Source organism: Methylobacterium sp. BI1, from assembly GCF_056680125.1.
In genome coordinates this window covers 3,796,649-3,814,295 of the sequence record NZ_CM155267.1, presented here as the reverse complement: position 1 = coordinate 3,814,295, position 17,647 = coordinate 3,796,649, and the positions used below count along the sequence as shown (strand labels likewise).

Genomic DNA, 17,647 nt, shown 5'->3' with positions numbered 1-17,647 from the left:
GGCCGTGGGGAAATCGATGCCTTCCCGGGCGGCGTGCCGTCGGGGCCACAGGCCCGGTCGATGCCCGGGGGCGACGTACCCGCGGGACGGGGCCGCCGCCCGGCCGTCTCAGGCGTCGGTGCTGGCGCTGGCGAGGCGCTTGCGCTGGACCTTGCCGTTGGCCGTGCGCGGCAGCGCAGCGAGGAAGCGCACTTCGCGGGGGCATTTGTAGGTCGCGAGGCGGTCGAAGCACCAGGCCATGATGTCCTCGGCCTCCAGCACCGCATCGGGCTTCGGCACGACGAAGGCGGTGATGACGCTGAGGTCGGCCCGGACCGCCATTTCCGCGACGCCGACCTCGGCGACGCCGGGATGCTCGATCAGGACCCCCTCGATCTCGTTCGGCGAGACCCGGTAGCCGAAGGCGTTCATGAGGTCGTCGTTGCGGCCGTGGAAGGTCAGGTAGCCGTCCGCATCGAGGCTCGCGCGGTCGCCGCCGACGAACCATTCGCCGCGCATCACGGCGGCCTCCTCCTCGGGCCGGTTCCAGTAGCCCAGCATCAGGCCGGGCTCGGAGCGGTGGATGGCGAGCAGGCCGACCTGTCCGGGAGGCAGCGGCTCGGCCGGGCCCTCGTCCGGCAGGATCGCCACGCGGCGCCCGGGCTGCGGCTTGCCGGGCGAGCCGGGGCGCACGGGAATCGTCGGGCCGCTCGAGACGTAGGTCGAGCACTCGCTCATCCCAAGGGCCTCGTAGAGGGGCTTTCCGGTCGCCTGCGTCCAGGCGGCGAGGAGCTCGGGCGACAAGGCCTCGCCCGCCGTCACCCCGTGGCGCAGGGCGCCGAGATCGACGGCCCCGAGATCGGCATATTTCAGGATCTGGCGGTAGAGGCTCGGCACGGCGGCGAAGAGCGTCGCCCGATGCCGGGCGAGGAGGGTCGGCCAGATCACCGGATCGCGCGGACCGTCGTAGAGCACCGCGGTGGCGCCGCAGGCCCAGGGATCGGTGATCCCGACGCCCAGCGTGTAGGTCCAGTTCATCGTGCCGGCGTGGAGCATGACGTCGTGCTCCGAGAGGCCGATCCAGTGTGCATGCATCGGCCGGCGCCCGCGGATGGCCCGATGCGCGTGCAGGACGCCCTTGGGCCGGCTGGTCGTGCCGGACGTGTAGACCAGGGTCGCGGGGTCCTCGGCCCGGGTGTCCGCGTAATCGGGGAGCGGCGGGCCGGCCTTCATCGCGGCGATGTCGTCGGAGCGGAGCAGGATGCGGCCCGCGAGCCCGGCCGGATCGACCGAATGGCCGGCGCCCACGACCACGACCGACGCGCCCGAATTCTCCATCAGGAACGCGGCCTCGGGCTCGGTCAGCTGCGGGGAGGAGGGCAGGGCCACGAGGCCGGCGGCCAGGGCTCCGAAGTAGACCAGCACGTAGTCCGCTTCGTTGCCCATGCGGATCATCACGCGCGCGCCGGGCGCGAGGCCGAGGGACCGCAGCCCGGCGCCGATACCCCGGACCGCCCGATCGACCTCGCCGAAGGTCAGGGCGCGGACGTCGCCGTCGGCGCCCGCCATGATGAGCGCCGTCTTGTCGGCGCGCAGGCGGGCATTCTCGGCAAGGCAGAAGCGCGCGCCGTTGAACGGCGGGGCCTCGGCGGCAGCAGCGAAGGATGAGGTCAAGCGAGGGCTCCGTGGCGACCCGCGCAAGGAAGCCGAAAGCGGGCGCCCCGACAAGGGCACCCGCCTGCCTGTTCGCGGCTCGCTGCGCCGAAGCGCGGCGATCTCCTCGTCCGGCGATCTCCTTAGCCGGCGATCTCCTTGGCGGCGACCAGCATCTCCTTCATGGCTTCCGCGGCGGCTTGGTAGGCGGGGGTTCCGATGTCCCAGTTGCTGGCCTTCAGGGCTTCCAGCATCTTGCCGGCCTCCGCGAAGGCCTTGCTCTCCGCGGCCACCAGCCGGGCGAAGGCGGGGTGGGCGGCGGGGGCCGTTCCGGCCAGATCCGTCTTCAGGCTCCGCCCGGGCTGGCCCGAGAGGGTCGCCAGGGTCGGATCCGGCTGCGCCATGCCGACGAGGACGCGTGCGAGCTTGCGCTTCCAGGCGCCGATATCGGCCGGCAGACGCACCAGGGCGTAGACCGGCACGTCGCGGGCATTCGCGTTCAGCGCGGTCTGGCCGGTGGCCTCAGCGCGCACGAGGCGGCTGGTGATCTTCTCGATCTCCTCGTGGGTCTTCGCGGCCTTCGCGGCGATGTTCTGCACGCTGGTCGAGATCTCGGAGGTCGCGGCCCGCTGCTGTCCCAGCATCTGCGAGATCGCCTGGTTCAGGTCGCTCGCCTGGGCGATGCGGGCATTCGTCTCGACGATGCGGTGCTCGAGGTGATCGACGATGGTGCGGCCGGTGGTGACGGCGCTGCGGCTCTCGTGAACCGCCTCCGAGATGGCGCCCATCTCGGCGGTGAGGGTGCTCAGCAGCCCGCGGATCTCTCCGGTGGACTTGGCGGTCTGGGCGGAGAGCGACTTCACCTCGGCGGCCACCACGGAGAACCCGCGGCCCGCCTCGCCCGCCCGGGCGGCCTCGATGGTGGCGTTGAGGGCCAGGAGATTGGTCTGCGCCGAGATCGCCGCGATGGTGGTGGCCATCACCTCGATCTGCGCGATGGCGCGCTCGAGGACGACGACGCGATCGGAGATCTGCGAGGTCCGGTCGTCGATCTCGTGCATCGCCGTGCGCGCCTTCTGCGCGTCCTGGATGCAGGCCTGGGTCTCCGCGAGGGCATCGCGCGCGACGGTCACGACGGTCTCGGAGGTCTGCGCCACCTCCGCCACGGAAGCCGCCATCTCCTCGGCGGCGCCCGCGATCGTCTGGGTGGCGCTCGCCACCTCGCCGACGTCGTAGGTCATCCAGCCCGTGTTGGTCGCTGCCTCCGAGGCCTCGCGGGCGACGGTGGCGGTGGTACCCAGGCTGCGCAGGAGGTCGGTCTCGCGGTTCGCGTGCAACCGCTCGATCGCGGTGCGCAGGGGCCCCTCGGGCAGATCGACCGATGAAAGATTTTGGCTCACCATCAGGGACTCGACGGCCTGAACCAGGCGGGCCTCGTCGCGGATCTGAGCGGCATCCGGCGCCGTTTCGGTGGCGGGCGTCTTCGTGGCGGAACGAGCGAAGGGAAGGCCGAGCATCGCGGTTGGTCCTGTAGGGCGTAGCGATGTGATCTAGCGGTCTTCCATTAATGTATCCTTATGACCCGAAACATCGGCGCCAGATCGAGAAGCGTTCCGAGTTCCAACACGACGAATCTTGGTGCAGCGCAAACAATTGACACTTTGCTCGGCGCAATCACTGCTTGTTGTCTACGGCGAATTGGACATCGATGAACTTTGGTCTTTCCTGACCCTATAGCCAAAAGGGCATATCAGGAGTGACCTTCCGCAACGATTGGTGGCTCGAAGCGCGGGCGCACAGGTCCATCCGCCCGGTATAACGAATGCGTGAGGACGAGCCGGCCCCTGTGTGTACTGTCATACAATCCAGTGATGCTACGACGTCCCTGCGCCGTCGATCGAGGGAGCTTCGCGCATCCTCCGACGAAACCGGCGGGGACCAGATTGAACGAAATTTGTTCAGTCAGTGCATGGCTCGGCGGACCCGGCGTCTCCCCGATACCCCACAATGCAGGGTCGCACCGCGACGCCGCCCGTTCGCGCGGGCGGACGGCTCGCACCCGGCCGGTTCTCAGGCCGAGCGGGTGAGCGGCACCTCGCGCGGGCCGATCAGGTCGGCTTTGCGCTCCAGCAGGGTCGGCGGCGGGACCGGAGCCTCGATGGTGCAGACGACTCCGCCGGCGGCGAACAGGAGCTGGACCTCGCCGTCGAGCTCCCGGGCGAGGCTGCGCTCGATCAGGCGGGAGCCGAATCCGGTCCGCGTCGGCGGGACGACGGCAGGCCCGCCCGCCTCGCTCCAGCGCAGGATCAGGCGGGTCTCCGCCTGGCGCTCCACCGACCAGGCGATCGTCACCGTGCCGCCCTCCTGCGAGAGCGCGCCGTACTTCACCGCATTGGTGCCGAGCTCGTGCAGCGCCATGGCGATCGACAGGGCGAGGCGCGGCGGCAGCCGCAGGGCGGGGCCGGAGACGACGAAGCGGGAGCGCTGCCCCTCCGTGGCATCGAGCGGGGCGATGGCGTCGGCCACGACGTTTCCGAGTTCGGCGCCGTCCCAGCTCTCCCGGGTGAGGACGTTGTGCACCCGGGCCAGGGCCAGCAGGCGGGCCTCGAACGCGGCCCGGGCCGCGGTGGCCTCCGGCCCCTCGAGCCGGCGCAGGGACTGACCCGCGATCGACTGCACGGTGGCCAGGGTGTTCTTCACCCGGTGGTTCAATTCGTGGATCAGCAACTGCTGGTGCTCGGCGGCGCGCTTGGCATCCGTGATGTCGACATTGCAGCCGGTGTAGCCGAGGAAATTGCCGGTATCGTCCGTCCGCGGCACACCCTCGCAGCGCAGCCAGCGCACGACGCCGTCCTGGTCCACCACCCGGACGTCGGCCTGGAAGGGCACACGCGCCGCGAAGGCATCGCGGAAGCGCGCCGCGAAGGCCTCGTAATCCTCCGCGAAGATGATCCGGCGCCAATCCTCGCCGGCCAGCACGGCCGCCGTATGGAGGCCGAACAGATGGTCGAAATGCATGTTGGCGAAGCTGATCTGGGCGCTCTCGTCGGTCATCCAGATCAGGGCCGGGGCGGAATCGGCCATGTGGCGGAAGCGGGCTTCGCTCTCGCGCAGGGCGCTCAGGCCGCGCTCGGTCTCCGCCAGCGCGCGGTCGCGCTCGTCGCTGCGCAGGCGCAGGCGCTGGGACGCGTCCGCGAGCACGTCTCCCAGGCGCCGGATCTCGTGGATCGGCGAGGTGATGCGCGGGATGACCTCGCCGCGGGCGAGCGCCGGCCCCGTCGCGGCGAGGCGGCGCAGGGGCTGCGAGACCCGCGACCACAGGTGGACGGCCAGGACGGACGAGGTCGCCAGCACGAGGAGGCCGAAGCCGCAGAAAGCCCAGATCCAGTTGCGCAGGCGCGCTTCCACCAGGGCCTGCGGGATGACCGCGGCCGCCGTCCAGCCGGTGAGGCGGGAGCGTGCCTCGACCACCGTCACGGGCTTCATGCGACGATCCTTGCCTTCCCAGACATTCGGTGTCGCGGTCTGGTACTGCCGCAGGGTCGCGAGGCGCTGCGAACCGATATTGCCATCCGGATCGGGCACCCGCGCCAGGATGACCCCGTCCCGGTCGGAGAGGCCGGTGGTCCACCCCTCCACGGCCTCCCGGGCGACGAGGCTGTCGAGGCGGCTGATCGGGACCGTGAAGCTGAGGATGTGGGTGACGCCGGCCTCGCCGAACACCGGCACGGCGACCGCGTAGGTCGCGTCCGCCGGCTTCATGCCCTTGACGTATCCGGAGACGACGGCGCGCTGGCTGCCCGTCGCGATCTCGCGGTCGAACGGCAAAGCGCTGCGGGGCAGGGGGGCCCGGCGCGGCACCGCCGTGTTCACGACCTGCTGTCCGTCCGGTCGCCGCAGCAGGATGTCGAGGCCGACCGCGTCCCGCACGAGGCGCGCCTGCGCGTCGAAATTGTCGAACTCGCCGTCCTTCAGGCGCGGCGAGGTGGCGAGGGTCTGCAGCACCGAGACGAGGCCCGCCGTGTCGCGGTCGACGGAGAGGGCGATGCTCCGCACGTTCTCGCGGGCATCCTGCTCGAAACGGGCCCGCTCGGTCCCGGCGTAGCGCGCCAGGAGGATCGCCGTGAACAGCAGCCCCGGACCGATCAGCGCGATCACCAGGGCGATCAGGTAGACCTGGGTCGAGAAACCGCGCTGCCGGACCTGCGCGAAGGCGGCGGCGAGCGACCGCGGCGCCCACCACCGGCGCCCCGCGCGGCGCCCGGTCGTGGTCTCTCCGGGAGGCGGATTGCTCATGGGCGCGCGACGCCCGCGCGATCGATATGTCCGAGGTCGCGATCCGGTGCGAGGTGGTCCCGAACGCGCTGCTTCAGGACCTTGACGTCGGGGAAGCCGCCGTCGCGCGTCCGATCCCAGATCAGGTGTGGTCCGCACAGGATCACGAACACGCCGCCGGTGCCGGGAATGAGCGCCACCTCGCCGAGGTCGTCCCGAAACGTGGAGAGAAGCTCCTGCGCCATCCATCCCGCCCGCAGCAGCCACTGGCACTGCGTGCAGTAGGTGATCGAAACCCGCGGCTTCTCGGGCGATGGGCGGGGCGTTTCGTCCATGGCGGGTAAAGCGACCGATCGCTCCCGGCTTGTCAACCGAGGCGCGCGCTCGCCCGCCGCGATGCGCCGGTCACCGACGGGATTTAAGGTCGCCCGGCCAAGCTTTTCCCCGTTGCGTTTTTCCGGCCACGTTTTTCCCTGTGCGCCTTTATCGCAGCGCCAAGCTGCCTATGTGAGATCACGGGCCAGTGAGGGACCGATCCCCGCGCGGCGCCCATGGCCAGGGAGTTCAAGCATGCGTTCAGGTGTCGTCACCCCGACGACGGGTCCCGTCCGGGCCTGGCTCGGCCGGGTTCGGATCGCCGTCGCGGCTCTCGCCCTGGGCACGACCCTGACCGGCTGCGGTGCGATCAACCGGGTTCCGACCCTGGAGGAGCGGGCCAAGTCCTCCTGGAGCGAGGTGCAGAACCAGTACCAGCGCCGGGCCGACCTGATCCCGAACCTCGTCGAAACGGTGAAGGGCTACGCCCAGCAGGAGAAGGACGTGCTGATCGGCGTCACCGAGGCGCGGGCCAAGGCCTCCAGCGTGAAGGTCGATGCCTCCACGGTGAACGACCCGCAGAAGTTCAAGGAATTCCAGGACGCCCAGAACCAGCTCTCGGGCGCCCTCGGCCGCCTGCTCGTCACGGTGGAGCGGTACCCCGACCTGAAGTCGAACCAGAACTTCCTCGCCCTGCAATCCCAGCTCGAGGGAACCGAGAACCGGATCGCCGTCGCGCGCCGCGACTACATCGGCGCCGTGCAGGACTACAACACCGAGGTCCGCACCATTCCGGGCCGCTGGATCGCGGCGTGGTTCTACCCCGAGGCGAAGCCGATGGAGACCTTCACGGCGACGCCCAATTCCGAGCGCCCGCCGAACGTGAAGTTCTAGTCCGCCATGACACGCCCGCGCTCGGGCTGCGCCGGGACAGATGCCATCCGGTCGATCGCCGCGCGCCTGATTCTCGGGCTCTGGCTCGTCGTGGGTGTCACTGGCCTGGCGCGCGCGCAGACCGGCGCCGGCGAACCGACCTTCCCGGCCCTGAGCGGCCGGGTGGTCGATGGCGCCGGCATCCTCAAGCCGGAGGACCGGACGGCGCTCGAGAGCAAGCTGAAGGCCTACGAGGACAAGACCTCCGACCAGGTGGTGGTCGCCACGGTGCCGAGCCTGCAGGGCCGGACGGTGGAGGACTACGCCAACCGCCTGTTCCGGGCCTGGAAGCTCGGGCAGGCCAAGACCAACAACGGGGCGCTGCTCCTCGTCGCCCCCAACGAGCGCAAGGTCCGGATCGAAGTCGGCTACGGCCTCGAAGGCGCCCTCACCGACGCCCTCTCGAAGGTGATCATCATCACCGCGATCACGCCGCGCTTCAAGACCGGCGACTACGCGGGCGGCATCAACGCGGGCGTCGACGCGATGCTGTCGATCCTCGCGGGCGACGCCGAGGAGTGGCACCGCAAGGCGGAGGTGCGCAGCGACGAGGCCGATCCCGGACAGGTGGTGATCTTCATCGTCCTGTTCTTCGTCGTCCTGCTCGTCGTCTACCGGATGAACCGCGGACGCCGGGGCGGGGGCGGCGGCTTCATCATCCTGCCGGGGCCATCCTCGGGCGGCTGGAGCGGCGGCGTCTCGGGCGGCTTCGATGGGGGCGGGTTTTCCGGCGGGGGCGGCTCGTCGGGTGGGGGAGGGGCGTCCGGTGACTGGTAAGGCGCCGCCCTTCCTCGATGCGCCGGCGCGGACGCGGATCGCCGAGGCGATCCGCCGGGCCGAGACGACGACGGCCGGCGAGATCGTCGTGCTGGTGGCCGCCCGTGCCGGGCTCTACCGCTCCGCGCCGCTGCTGCTGGCCCTGGCCGCCGGTCTCGTCCTGCCCTGGCCGCTGATCGTGCTGACGCCGTGGAGCGCGGCCACGATCGCCCTGGCGCAGGTCGCCGTGGTCCTGCTGGCCCTCCTGGCGGGTCTGCATCCCCGCGTGCGGATGGCCCTGGTGCCCCGGGCGATCCGCCGCGACCGCGCCCACGAACAGGCCCTGCGCGAATTCACGACCCGCGGCCTCAGCCGGACGGAGGGACGGACCGGGGTGCTGATCTACGTCGCCCGGGCCGAGGGCCATGCCGAGATCGTCGCCGATCACGGCGTCGCCGCACGCGTCCCGCCCGACGCCTGGTCCGGGGCGATCGAGGCGCTCCTGGCCGCCCTGCGCCGCGGCGAAGCCGAGGCGGGCCTGACGGACGCCGTCAGGCAGGTCGGCACCATCCTGGCCGGGCAGCTGCCGCCGGAAGCGCGGCCCGTCGACGCCCTGCCGAACCGCGTGATCGAACTCGACTGACGATCGGGGCAACGCATCTCGACCCGACGGAGGGGTGATTCCTGCCCCAGCGGGTGATTCCTGCCCTGGCGGGTGATTCAATCCCTGGCGATTGAAATCGCGGGCCCCTGGCCCTGCGGAAAAATTTGCGCGAGAAGAGCCCTTGACGACCTGCCACGAAGGACAGGTCGCTGGAGCGAGACGTCATGAGTGCGGTAACGAAGCACGGGCCCTGGGCCCTCGTGGGAGCGCTGGGGGCAGCGGCCCTCGCCATCGTCGCGACGACGCGCGGAGAGACGGTCAACGCCCTCTGGGTCGTGGTGGCCGCGGTCTGCGTCTACCTCATCGCCTATCGCTACTACTCGCTCTTCATCTCGTCCAAGGTCATGCGGCTCGACGACAGCCGCCAGACCCCGGCCCACGTCCACAACGACGGGCTCGACTACGTCCCGACCAACCGCAACGTGCTGTTCGGCCACCACTTCGCCGCCATCGCGGGCGCCGGCCCACTGGTCGGCCCGGTGCTCGCCGCGCAGATGGGCTACCTGCCGGGCCTGCTCTGGATCCTGGCCGGCGTGGTGCTCGCCGGCGCCGTGCAGGACTTCATGGTCCTCTTCATCTCGATGCGCAGGGACGGCCGCTCGCTCGGCGAGCTGATCCGGTCCGAACTCGGCACCATTCCGGGCGTCATCGCCCTGTTCGGCACCTTCATGATCATGGTCATCCTGCTGGCGGTGCTGGCGATGATCGTCGTGAAGGCCCTGGCCGAGAGCCCTTGGGGCACCTTCACGGTCGCGGCGACGATCCCGATCGCGATGCTGATGGGCCTCTACGCCCGCTACATCCGCCCCGGAAAGGTCGGCGAGGTCTCGATCATCGGCTTCGTGCTCCTGATGCTGGCCATCGTGTACGGCGGCAACGTCGCGGCAGATCCGTACTGGGGGCCCTTCTTCACCTATACCGGCACGCAGCTGTGCTGGCTGCTGATCGGCTACGGCTTCATCGCCTCGATCCTGCCGGTCTGGCTCCTGCTCGCCCCGCGCGACTACCTCTCGACCTTCCTCAAGATCGGCACGATCATCGGCCTGGCCCTGGGCATCGCCTACGTCGCCCCGCACATGCAGATGCCGGCCGTGACCAAGTTCGTCGACGGCAGCGGTCCGGTCTGGGCCGGGTCGCTGTTCCCGTTCCTGTTCATCACCATCGCGTGCGGCGCGGTCTCGGGCTTCCACGCCCTGATCTCCTCGGGCACCACGCCGAAGCTCATCGACCGCGAGTCCGACGCCCGCTTCATCGGCTACGGCGGCATGCTCATGGAGAGCTTCGTGGCCGTGATGGCGCTGGTCTCCGCCAGCGTGATCGAGCCCGGCATCTACTTCACCATGAACTCCCCGGCCGGCCTCGTCGGCACCACGCCGGAGACCGCGGCCGCCGCGGTGACCAAGCTCGATCCCGCCTTCGCCATCACGTCGGAGCAGATCGCCCAGACGGCCAAGGACGTCGGCGAGCACTCGATCATCTCCCGCGCCGGCGGCGCGCCGACCCTCGCGGTCGGCATGGCGCACATCATCTCCTCGGCCATCGGCGGCAAGGCGATGATGGCGTTCTGGTACCACTTCGCCATCCTGTTCGAGGCGCTGTTCATCCTGACGGCGGTGGATGCCGGCACGCGCGCCGGGCGCTTCATGCTCCAGGACCTCCTCGGCCTCGTCTCGCCGCGCTTCAAGGACACCTCGGCCTGGGCGCCCAGCATCCTGGCGACCGCCCTCTGCGTCGGCGCCTGGGGCTACTTCCTGTACCAGGGCGTCACCGATCCGCTCGGCGGCATCTACACCCTGTGGCCGCTCTTCGGCATCTCCAACCAGATGCTGGCCGCCGTGGCCCTGACGCTGGCCACCGTGGTGATCTTCAAGATGAAGCGCGAGCGCTACGCCTTCGTCACGATCATCCCCACCGTCTGGCTCTGCATCTGCACCCTCACGGCCGGCTGGCAGAAGATCTTCTCGGCCGACCCGAAGATCGGATTCCTCTCGCATGCCGATCGCTTCTCGGCCGCCATCGCCGAGAACAAGATCCTGGCGCCGGCCAAGTCCATGGCCGACATGCACAAGATCGTCTTCAACGACCGGATCGATGCGGCCCTCGCGGTGCTGTTCGTCGGCCTCGTGCTCGCCATCGCCACCTTCGGCGTCATGGCCTGCGTGAAGGCCTATCGGGCCGATCGCTGGACCGCCCTGGAGAGTGGCGGCCCGGCCGCCGTTCCCGCGGAGTAAGACCCATGGCGCTGTCGTCGACCGAATTGCGGGACCGTCTCAAGGCCTTCTCGAAATGCGTCTGCGACGGCGCCCGCCTGATGGTGGGGCAGGGCGACTACGAGGCCTACGCCGCCCATATCCGCAAGACGCATGCGGACCAGGAGCCCATGAGCGAGCGGGAGTTCTTCCGGAACCGGGAGAACGCCCGCTTCGGCGTCGGCAACCGCAGCGGCTTCCGCTGTTGCTGAGCGCTGCCGCTTGCCATCCTAGCGGGCCTTGACCAGACCTGCGAACGCGCGCGCGTGGCGCTGGCCACCATCCTGGAGCGCATCGCCCGGGATGCCGGCCAAGCGCGGTCGCGGGCTTCCTGCGCAGCCATCCGCTGACGGGGGAGCGGGCCCGGCGGCCCCGGACCGGGCGTTGCCGAAAGGGCTCTGTCGCAACGTCCCGGCGAAATCAGCACAGTAATCGGGCAGGTTCACCGAAGTTTAGGCCGCCGGTTTACACCCGGAAACAAAAAACTCGGTGTGAGACCTCGATTGCGTCGCGGCGTCACGGCTACAGAGGAACCGGTGGCATGCGACCACCGTGGTACACCAGCCGGAACGCGATCGCGTGGGAGCCGCATGGGCCTCGTCCAGTATGCTCTGAAGTTCCGCATCACGATCTACGTCCTCGCCGTGCTGATGATGCTCGGCGGCGCGGCGGCGGTCGTGGTCGCGCCGAAGGACGTGCTGCCCACCGTGGATATCCCGGTGGTCGTGGTGGTGTGGACCTATAACGGCCTGTCGACCTCCGAGATGGAGCGTCGGATCACGACCTACGCGGAGTTCTCGCTCTCCAACAACGTCAACAACATCGCCCGGATGGAGTCGACGACCCTCCAGGGCACGGCGATCCAGAAGATCTACTTCGACGGCGCGGTGAGCATCGATCTCGCCATCGCGCAGGTCGTCTCGGCGATGAACTCGATCCGCTCGACGATGCCGCCCGGCGTCCAGCCCCCCATCGTCCTGCGCTTCTCGGCCTCCTCGGTGCCGGTGATCCAGCTCGCGCTCTCCTCCGACCGCGAGAGCCTGACCAAGGTCTTCGACTACGCCCAGTACCGCATCCGCCAGCGCCTGACCCAGGTGCCGGGCTCGACCCTGCCGTCGCCCTTCGGCGGCACGCCGCGCCAGATCATGGTCGATCTCGACCTGCACGCCCTCCAGGCCCTCGGCCTCACGGCGCTGGACGTCACCAACGCGGTGACGGCGCAGAACCTGACGATCCCCTCCGGCCTCGCCAAGATCGGCGAGCAGCAATATCCGGTGCAGCTCAACGCCTCGCCCGAGGCGATCGACGCCCTGAACCAGATCCCGATCAAGGTGGTGGGCGGCCAGCCGATCCTGGTGCGCGACGTCGCCAACGTCCGCGACGGCGGCCCGCCGCAGGTCAACATCGTGCGCGCCGACGGCCTGCACTCGGTGCTGATGCGCATCTTCAAGAACGGCACCGCCTCGACGCTGGACGTGGTCAACAACGTCAAGAAGGCGCTGCCCGACATCCAGGCCGCCGCCCCCGAGGGCATGAGCCTGAAGCCGCTCTTCGACCAGTCGGTCTTCGTCTCCGCCGCCATCGAGGGCGTGATCCACGAGGCGATCATCGCGGCGGGCCTCACGGGCCTCACCATCCTGCTGTTCCTCGGGTCGTGGCGCTCCACCATCGTGGTGCTGGTCTCGATCCCGCTCTCGATCCTGACCTCGCTGGCGATCCTGGCGGCGCTCGGCGAGACCATCAACGTGATGACCCTGGGCGGCCTCGCCCTGGCGGTCGGCATCCTGGTCGACGATGCGACGGTGGCGATCGAGAACACCTACCGGCTGTTCGAGGAGGGCGAGCCCTTCCGCAAGTCGGTGGTGGAGGGCGCGGCCGGCATCGCCAAGCCGGCGCTGATCTCGACCCTCTCGATCTGCGCGGCCTTCGTCTCGGTCTTCGCCCTCACGGACACCCCGAAATACCTGTTCACGCCCCAGGCGCTGGCGGTCGTGTTCGCGATGCTGACCTCCTACGTCCTGTCCCGCACCCTGGTCCCGGTGCTGATCGACGTGCTGGTGGCGCGGGAATACGACGCCAAGCACGGGGCCGAGCACGGAGAGGGGCCCGCGCCGCGGCGGGGACGCGTCGCCCGGGCCCTGGGCTGGATCGGCGGCCCGGTGTTCCGGCTGGCCGGCTGGTTCCGGCACGGCTTCGAGGTGCGGTTCGCCCGCTTCCACCGGGGCTATCTCGGCCTGCTCCACGTCGTCATCGCCCGCCGCGCCGCGACGCTGAGCCTGGTGGCGGTCGTCTTCGCCACCACCGCCGGTCTCTTCGTCTTCGTCGGGCAGGACTACTTCCCGCAGGTCGCCTCGAGCCAGATGACCCTGCACCTGCGGACCCGTCCGGGGATGCGCATCGAGACGGCCGAACAGGTCTTCGCCCAGGTCGAGAACGTGGTCCGCGAAGTCATCCCCGAGGGCGAGATCGACCAGATCCTCGACAATATCGGCCTGCCGGCGAACAACTACAATTTTGCGTTCTCGGACGGTTCGTTCGTCGCCTACAACGACGGCCAGATGCTCATCAACTTGAAGGAGGGCCACGGCTCGGTGGCCGACTACACCAAACGGCTGCGCGAGGTGCTGCGCGAGCGCTTCCCCGACGTGGTGTTCTACTTCCAGCCTTCGGACATCATCACCCAGATCCTGAACTTCGGCACCCTGGCGCAGATCGACATCCAGGTCTCGGGCCGCAACACCGCAAAGGACCTCGAGGTGGCCCAGACCATCGTCCGCCGCCTGAAGGCGGTGCGCGGGGCCGTGGACGTGCACCTGCACCAGATCGTGGGCACGCCGCAGTTCTTCGTCGACGTCGACCGGCGCCTCGCCTCGGAGCTGGGTCTCACGCAGCAGCAGATCGCCCAGGGGCTGAACGTCTCGCTGTCGGGCTCCTTCCAGGTGACCCCGAACTTCTGGACCGACCCGAAGACCGGCATTCCCTACCAGCTCTGGGTCCAGACGCCGGAATACCGCAACGACTCGCTGACCGCGCTCCAGAACACGCCGCTCCTGGTCAACGGCGGCGCCGATGCCCCGGGCGTCCTGACGCTCCTCTCCAGCGTCTCGACCATGCGCCGCGAGGGGTCGCAGACGGTGATCAACCACGTCAACACGCAGCCGACCTTCAACGTCTATGCGGCGGTGCAGGACAGCGATCTCGGCTCGGTGTCGAAGGAAATCCGCCGGATCGTTGCCGAGGAGCAGAAGGCCCTGCCGGCGCCGGACAAGATCACCGTGCGCGGGCAGATCGAGAACATGGAATCGGCGTTCTTCCGGCTCCAGGTCGGCCTCGCCATCGCACTGGTGGCGGTCTACCTGCTGATGGCGGTGAACTTCCAGAGCTGGGGCGATCCCTTCGTGGTGCTGGCCGCCCTGCCGCTGGCCTTCTGCGGCATCGTCGCGAGCCTGTTCATCACCGGGACGACGTTCTCGATTCCCTCACTCTTCGGCGCGATCATGTCGGTGGGCATCGCCTCGGCGAACTCGATCCTGCTGGTGACCTTCGCCAAGGAGCATCGCGAGGCGACCGGATGCGGGGCCGTCGAGGCGGCCCTGCTCGCCGGCGAGACCCGCCTGCGGCCGGTGCTGATGACGGCGAGCGCGATGTTCCTCGGCCTCATCCCGATGGCCCTCGGCACGGGCGAGGGCGGCGAGCAGAACGCGGCCCTGGCCCGGGCGGTGATGGGCGGCATCGCCGTCGGCACGCCGGCGACGCTGCTCTTCGTGCCGTTCCTGTACGCCCTGCTGCGCCGCGGCGCGGTCAAGCCGTTGGAGGATTACGCGTGAGCGGTTGGCGGGTCTGGCGCAGGGATGGCAGGGCGGGGCCCGGTTCGACGATGGGACAGGCGTGATGCATCAGACCCACGATCCGTCCGACATCCCGCCGCCGCCCGGCAAGGCACCGTTCGTGATCGCCGCCCTGGCGGCCATCGGCCTCCTCGCCTGGGGCGGCTACGGCCAGATGCAGCGGCGCGCCGCCGCCTCCGAGACCCAGCGCAAGGTGAACAGCTTCGTGCCGGTGGTGCGCACCGCCACCGCGGAGCGGGCGGACAAGCCCATCGACATCACCCTGCCGGGCCAGACCGACGCCTTCGCCAAGGCGGCCCTCTACGCCCGCGCCACCGGCTACATCGCCGAGCGCCGGGTCGATATCGGCAGCCGCGTCCGGCAGGGCGACATCCTGATGCGCATCGCCGCCCCCGACCTCGATCAGCAGCTGGCGCAGGCGGAGGCGCAGACGGGGCAGCTCGAGGCCGCGCTCCTCCAGGCCAAGTCCATGGTCGACCAGGCCAAGGCCAACGTGAACCTCGCCAACGTCACCAACAACCGCACCACGACGCTGGCCGGCCAGGGCTGGGCCTCGAAGCAGAACGCCGACAATTCTCAGGCGAGCGTGCTCAGCCAGGCCGCGACCCTCGCCTCGGCGGAGGCGGGCGTGAAGGTGGCCCAGGCCAACATCAAGGCCCAGGCCGCCACGGTGGAGCGCCTGCGGGCGCTCACCGGCTTCAAGGACATCATCGCACCCTTCGACGGCGTGATCACCCAGCGCGGCGTCGATGTGGGCGACCTCGTGCACGCCGACGGCACCGGGACCGCCCTGCTATCCATGGACCGCGACGACATCCTGCGCGTCTCGGTCAACGTGCCCCAGAACGTCGCGGTCGGGGTGAAGCCGGGGGTGGATGCGGCGATCAAGGTGCCGCAGATCGCCGACCGGACCTTCTCCGGCAAGGTCGAGCGCAGCTCCGTGGCGCTGCTGACCTCGTCGCGCACCCTGACGGCCCAGGTCGACGTGCCGAACACCGACGGCGCCCTGCGGGCCGGCCTCTACGTCTACGTCACCCTGAAGGTGCCCCGTACCGAACCGAACGTCCGGGTGCCGGCCGAGAGCCTCGTCTTCAACCAGCGCGGCACCCAGGTCGCGGTGGCCCGCGACGACGGCACGGCGCAGTGGCGCACGGTGACGATCCGGCGCGACCTCGGCACCACCGTGGAGCTCGGCCAGGGCCTCGACGGCGGCGAGGAGATCGTGCTCAGCCCCCCCGCCGACCTGCGCGACGGCCAGAAGATCGAGCGCAAGCCGCCGGCCGGAGACACCAAGCCGCTGAAATCGGCCGCACGCTGAGGCTGGCTCACCGGTTGCGCCGGGACGCCCCGGCGTGGACAAGGCGGTCCCGGCGTCGCGGCAGCGACCCGCAGCGGACCCCTTCATGCCGGCTCTCCCTCCCGTCGCGTCACGCGACGGCTCCCGCTTCGCCTCGATCGCCGCGGCCATCACCTGCGTGGCGGTGGTCGGCATCGGCCTCAGCCTGACCATCCCGCTGCTCTCCATCGAGATGGCGCGCATGGGCGCGTCGAGCACCCTGATCGGCGTGAACACCGCCGTGGCGGGCCTCGCGGCCATCCTGACCGTGCCGTTCGTACCGCGCCTGGCCGCCCGGCTCGGCGTGCTGCCGCTCCTCGTCGGCGCCATCGTGCTCGGCGCCCTCTGCCTCGTCGCCTTTAAGCTCCTGCAGGGCATCGCCTGGTGGTTCGTGCTGCGCTTCGTGTTCTCCACGAGCCTCGGCGCCCTGTTCGTGCTCTCCGAGTTCTGGATCAACGCGGCGGCTCCGCCGGAGCGGCGCGGGCTGGTGATGGGGATCTATGCCACGGTCCTGGCGCTGGGCTTCGCGGTCGGTCCCACCCTGCTCGCCCTCCTGGGAACGCAGGGCACCGCGCCCTATCTCGGCGGGGCCGGCCTGTTCCTCGTCGCCCTCGTCCCCCTGCTGCTGGCCCGGGGCCTGTCCCCGGAGATCGGGCACGGCGCGTCGCGGTCCTTCCGCGCCTATCTGAGCCTCGCGCCCGCCGCCACCGCGGCGGCGCTGGTCTACGGGGCGGTGGAGACCGGCGGCTTCGCGATCCTGCCGCTCTACGGCCTGCGCCTCGGCTACGACGCTGAGACGGCGGCCGGCCTCGTCAGCGCGCTGGCGCTGGGCAACGTGATGTTCCAGATCCCCTTCGGCTGGCTCGCCGACCGCCTGGACCGGCGCCTCGTGCTGCTGATGGCCGGCCTCGGCGGAGCCCTCGGGTCGAGCCTGATCCCGATCGCCTCGGCCTCGTTCCCCGCGCTGCTGGTGCTGCTGTTCCTGTGGGGCGGGATCGCCGGGACGCTCTACACGGTGGGTCTCGCCCATCTCGGGGCGACGGTGCGGGGGGCGGAACTCGCCGGCGCCAACGCCGCCTTCGTGGTGCTATACAACGTCGGCCTGATGCTCGGCCCGCCGATCATCGGCGGCGGCATGGACCTGGCCCCGCCCCAGGGCTTCGCCTACAGCCTGTGCCTGCTGTTCCTCGGCTATGCGGGAATCGTCGCCCTGCGCATCGTCCGCCATCCGGAACACGATGCGCCGGCGCATCACGAGCCTTGACGAATCCCGGCCGATGAGGCAATCACCCGCCGGTATTCAGCCGGCCAACGCCGGCCCTTTTGCGTTTCGCTGATGCGGAATGCCGCGATCACAGGAGCGCCGCGTCCATGGCCAAGGCCGTCACCGTTAAAGTCAAGCTGATCTCGACCGCCGATACGGGTTACTTCTACGTTACGAAGAAGAACTCCCGCACGCAGACCGAGAAGCTGTCGATGAAGAAGTACGACCCCGTCGTGCGCAAGCACGTCGATTTCAAGGAAACCAAGATCAAGTAAGCCCGGCGGCGCCCCGTCGCGCCGCACCGGTGGTTTCGAGGCCGTTTCTCCGCGAGGGGAAGCGGCCTTTTCGTTTGTGCGGCGGGACGGTTGATGTGCC

General features: G+C 69.8%; 13 protein-coding genes. 9 read left to right on the top strand and 4 right to left on the bottom strand.

The features are described 5' to 3' along the window. Positions 1-108 precede the first annotated feature (108 nt). From AC1MGR_RS17985 to AC1MGR_RS17970, 4 genes are all read right to left on the bottom strand, one after another. A complete protein-coding gene (locus AC1MGR_RS17985; protein ID WP_480232444.1) occupies positions 109-1,653 on the bottom strand; it encodes an acetate--CoA ligase in 1,545 nt (514 codons plus the stop codon). Between the two features lie 122 nt (positions 1,654-1,775). Beyond that, entirely contained in the window at positions 1,776-3,149 is a 1,374-nt protein-coding gene (locus tag AC1MGR_RS17980) for a methyl-accepting chemotaxis protein (RefSeq protein ID WP_108034680.1), read from the bottom strand. A 553-nt stretch (positions 3,150-3,702) separates the two neighbouring features. Further along, positions 3,703-5,928 (bottom strand): HWE histidine kinase domain-containing protein, encoded by a 2,226-nt coding sequence (locus tag AC1MGR_RS17975; RefSeq protein WP_108034681.1) that lies wholly within the window; start codon positions 5,926-5,928, stop codon positions 3,703-3,705. Next, positions 5,925-6,242 (bottom strand): SelT/SelW/SelH family protein, encoded by a 318-nt coding sequence (locus AC1MGR_RS17970; protein WP_108034682.1) that lies wholly within the window; start codon positions 6,240-6,242, stop codon positions 5,925-5,927. The genes AC1MGR_RS17975 and AC1MGR_RS17970 overlap by 4 nt, the downstream gene beginning before the upstream one ends. 235 nt (positions 6,243-6,477) lie before the next feature. On the opposite strand from AC1MGR_RS17970, the gene AC1MGR_RS17965 reads away from it, so the two are divergent. From AC1MGR_RS17965 to rpmG, 9 genes are all read left to right on the top strand, one after another. After that, entirely contained in the window at positions 6,478-7,116 is a 639-nt protein-coding gene (locus AC1MGR_RS17965; RefSeq protein WP_480232443.1) for a LemA family protein, read from the top strand. A 6-nt stretch (positions 7,117-7,122) separates the two neighbouring features. Then, positions 7,123-7,932 carry a TPM domain-containing protein gene (locus AC1MGR_RS17960; protein WP_480232442.1) on the top strand — a complete coding sequence of 270 codons (810 nt, stop codon included), beginning with the start codon at positions 7,123-7,125 and terminating at the stop codon, positions 7,930-7,932. Continuing rightward, the gene (locus AC1MGR_RS17955) at positions 7,922-8,554 is read left to right on the top strand and encodes a TPM domain-containing protein (RefSeq protein WP_480232441.1); all 633 of its coding nucleotides are present in this window, start codon (positions 7,922-7,924) and stop codon (positions 8,552-8,554) included. The genes AC1MGR_RS17960 and AC1MGR_RS17955 overlap by 11 nt, the downstream gene beginning before the upstream one ends. A gap of 185 nt (positions 8,555-8,739) precedes the next feature. Then, positions 8,740-10,806 carry a carbon starvation CstA family protein gene (locus AC1MGR_RS17950; RefSeq protein WP_108034685.1) on the top strand — a complete coding sequence of 689 codons (2,067 nt, stop codon included), beginning with the start codon at positions 8,740-8,742 and terminating at the stop codon, positions 10,804-10,806. A 5-nt stretch (positions 10,807-10,811) separates the two neighbouring features. Continuing rightward, complete coding sequence (locus tag AC1MGR_RS17945; RefSeq protein ID WP_480232440.1) at positions 10,812-11,036, top strand: YbdD/YjiX family protein; 225 nt, start codon at positions 10,812-10,814, stop codon at positions 11,034-11,036. A gap of 378 nt (positions 11,037-11,414) precedes the next feature. Further along, a complete protein-coding gene (locus AC1MGR_RS17940; protein WP_108034687.1) occupies positions 11,415-14,651 on the top strand; it encodes an efflux RND transporter permease subunit in 3,237 nt (1,078 codons plus the stop codon). Positions 14,652-14,715: 64 nt separating this feature from the next. Next, complete coding sequence (locus AC1MGR_RS17935) at positions 14,716-15,990, top strand: efflux RND transporter periplasmic adaptor subunit (RefSeq protein ID WP_108034688.1); 1,275 nt, start codon at positions 14,716-14,718, stop codon at positions 15,988-15,990. Positions 15,991-16,075: 85 nt separating this feature from the next. Beyond that, the gene (locus AC1MGR_RS17930; protein WP_480232439.1) at positions 16,076-17,272 is read left to right on the top strand and encodes an MFS transporter; all 1,197 of its coding nucleotides are present in this window, start codon (positions 16,076-16,078) and stop codon (positions 17,270-17,272) included. Between the two features lie 107 nt (positions 17,273-17,379). After that, on the top strand, positions 17,380-17,547 hold the full coding sequence (gene rpmG, locus AC1MGR_RS17925) for a 50S ribosomal protein L33 (protein WP_018044575.1): 168 nt from the start codon (positions 17,380-17,382) through the stop codon (positions 17,545-17,547). Positions 17,548-17,647: the final 100 nt, after the last annotated feature.

What these genes read in the sequence shown, in the direction of transcription:
- AC1MGR_RS17980 (WP_108034680.1), bottom strand. Translation starts at nt 3,149, where the DNA reads ATGCTCGGCCTTCCCTTCGCTCGTTCCGCCACGAAGACGCCCGCCACC.
- AC1MGR_RS17975 (WP_108034681.1), bottom strand. Translation starts at nt 5,928, where the DNA reads ATGAGCAATCCGCCTCCCGGAGAGACCACGACCGGGCGCCGCGCGGGG.
- AC1MGR_RS17970 (WP_108034682.1), bottom strand. Translation starts at nt 6,242, where the DNA reads ATGGACGAAACGCCCCGCCCATCGCCCGAGAAGCCGCGGGTTTCGATC.
- AC1MGR_RS17965 (WP_480232443.1), top strand. Translation starts at nt 6,478, where the DNA reads ATGCGTTCAGGTGTCGTCACCCCGACGACGGGTCCCGTCCGGGCCTGG.
- AC1MGR_RS17960 (WP_480232442.1), top strand. Translation starts at nt 7,123, where the DNA reads ATGACACGCCCGCGCTCGGGCTGCGCCGGGACAGATGCCATCCGGTCG.
- AC1MGR_RS17950 (WP_108034685.1), top strand. Translation starts at nt 8,740, where the DNA reads ATGAGTGCGGTAACGAAGCACGGGCCCTGGGCCCTCGTGGGAGCGCTG.
- AC1MGR_RS17945 (WP_480232440.1), top strand. Translation starts at nt 10,812, where the DNA reads ATGGCGCTGTCGTCGACCGAATTGCGGGACCGTCTCAAGGCCTTCTCG.
- AC1MGR_RS17940 (WP_108034687.1), top strand. Translation starts at nt 11,415, where the DNA reads ATGGGCCTCGTCCAGTATGCTCTGAAGTTCCGCATCACGATCTACGTC.
- AC1MGR_RS17935 (WP_108034688.1), top strand. Translation starts at nt 14,716, where the DNA reads ATGCATCAGACCCACGATCCGTCCGACATCCCGCCGCCGCCCGGCAAG.
- AC1MGR_RS17930 (WP_480232439.1), top strand. Translation starts at nt 16,076, where the DNA reads ATGCCGGCTCTCCCTCCCGTCGCGTCACGCGACGGCTCCCGCTTCGCC.
- rpmG (WP_018044575.1), top strand. Translation starts at nt 17,380, where the DNA reads ATGGCCAAGGCCGTCACCGTTAAAGTCAAGCTGATCTCGACCGCCGAT.